This is a genomic window from Actinoplanes sp. NPDC051633 (assembly GCF_040681735.1).
Taxonomy (GTDB): Bacteria; Actinomycetota; Actinomycetes; order Mycobacteriales; family Micromonosporaceae; genus Actinoplanes.
The window spans coordinates 1-1,311 of sequence record NZ_JBFAZH010001660.1; the positions used below are offsets into that span (position 1 = coordinate 1).

The 1,311-nt window shown below is 71.9% G+C and carries 2 protein-coding genes; one reads left to right on the top strand and one right to left on the bottom strand.

What is annotated here, in order from left to right; translation table 11 throughout:
* Positions 1–76: 76 nt before the first annotated feature.
* Positions 77–859, bottom strand: coding sequence for an IclR family transcriptional regulator (locus AB0M20_RS44060; protein ID WP_364307507.1), 783 nt, complete (start codon positions 857–859; stop codon positions 77–79).
* A 71-nt stretch (positions 860–930) separates the two neighbouring features.
* Here AB0M20_RS44060 and AB0M20_RS44065 point away from each other — a divergent pair, with 71 nt between their 5' ends.
* Entirely contained in the window at positions 931–1,251 is a 321-nt protein-coding gene (locus AB0M20_RS44065; RefSeq protein ID WP_364307509.1) for a putative quinol monooxygenase, read from the top strand.
* The last annotated feature ends 60 nt before the right edge of the window (positions 1,252–1,311 follow it).

Sequence of the window (1,311 nt, forward strand, 5' to 3'; positions counted from 1 at the left end):
CCGGCGGCGGGGACGGCCTTGCGTTGCGGTCGGGCCGCCGAGGAGGCGGGAGTGTGTGTCCTTCGTACCCGGATCGTCAACCGCGGCGCGCCGCGCCTGCCAGCGCCACCGCCCGCGTCGCGCGCACCGCGCCCAGCCGCACCGCCCTCTCGACGCACCAGCGGTTCTGCCGCAGCGCCGCCGTCGGCATCGAGATCGCCACCGAGCCGACGAACCGGCCCGCCGCGTCGTTCACCGGGGCCGCCATGCAGCTCAGGCCCGCCTGGAACTCGTCCACCTCGACCGCCAGCCCGGTGGACCGGACCTGGTCGAGCTGCCGGCGCAGCAGCCGCCGGTCGGTGACCGTGCCCGCGGTGATCGGCGGCGTCCCGGTGTGCTCCAGCACGTCCGCGGCGTCGGCCGGTTCGAGGCGGGCCAGCATCAGCTTGCCGAAGGCGGTGGCGTGCGGCGCCTGGTGGAAGCCGACGTCCAGGGTGCGGATGCGGGGGTGCAGGTGGCACTCGGCGACGTGCGCGACGATCATCTCGGTGTCGCGCAGCGCGGCGTAGTAGGCCGCGGCACCGGCCTCCTTGTGGGTCACCTCGGCGACCCGGCCCACCTCGGGCGGCACCGCGATCTGCCGGTGCAGGCCCCGGGCCAGGTCGTCCACCCGGTGCCCGAGGGCGTACGCCTTGTCCTCGGCCAGGTGAACCAGGTAGCCGCCGTTGACCAGCGTCGTCAGCAGGTGGTACGTGGTGGGAAGGGCGAGACCGAGCGCCTTGGCGACCGACTTGGCCGGCACCGGGCCGGGCGCCGCGGCGATGTGGTCGAGGACCCGCATCGCCCGTTCCACCGACTGCAACAATCCGGTCTGTCCCATGCCGCCAGCATGAGCACGCCGTTCACCGCCGCGAAACCATTGCATCGGATTGCAATCAGGAAGGGTCATCGATGATCTTCATCACCGCGAAGTTCCGGATCAAGCCCGAGCACGCCGACGACTGGCCGCGGATCGCCGGCCCGTTCACCGAGGCGACCCGGGCCGAGCCCGGCAACCTCTGGTTCGACTGGTCGCGCAGCGTCGACGATCCGACCGAGTACGTCCTGGTCGAGGCCTTCCGCGACGGTGCCGCGGGCGGTGCCCACGTCGGCTCCGCGCACTTCAAGCAGGCTCAGCGGGACCTGCCGCAGTACCTCGTGGCGACTCCCAAGATCGTCAGTCAGACGGTCGATCAGGACGACTGGTCGGAGCTGGGCGAGATGGCAGTCTGAACCGGCCGATCAGCGGCCTGAGCTGGTCAGTCTCTCCACGCCCAGATTCCGGATCGACGC